This is a genomic window from Psychrobacter proteolyticus (assembly GCF_038155145.1).
Lineage (GTDB): Bacteria > Pseudomonadota > Gammaproteobacteria > Pseudomonadales > Moraxellaceae > Psychrobacter > Psychrobacter proteolyticus_B.
In genome coordinates this window covers 1-230 of the sequence record NZ_JBAKAY010000084.1, presented here as the reverse complement: position 1 = coordinate 230, position 230 = coordinate 1, and the positions used below count along the sequence as shown (strand labels likewise).

Genomic DNA, 230 nt, shown 5'->3' with positions numbered 1-230 from the left:
CAGCACGCGGTTCACTGGCTGCATACACCAGCTTGTTTACTCGCGCATTAATTAGAGCACCAATACACTTTGTACAAGGCTCTAAAGTGACATATAGAGTAGTCTGTAGCGGCTGTCGATAGTTTTCTAAACGCGTACTAGCGTCTCTTAATGCAACTATCTCTGCATGAGCAGTAGCATCTTGGCTACTAATAGGTTGATTAAACGCTTGGCCGATAACTTGCTGGTCA

At 44.8% G+C, this 230-nt stretch carries 1 protein-coding gene; it reads right to left on the bottom strand.

What is annotated here, in order from left to right:
• On the bottom strand, positions 1-230 hold a 230-nt coding region (locus tag V6252_RS13070; protein WP_341610735.1), incomplete at both ends, for a nucleoside deaminase.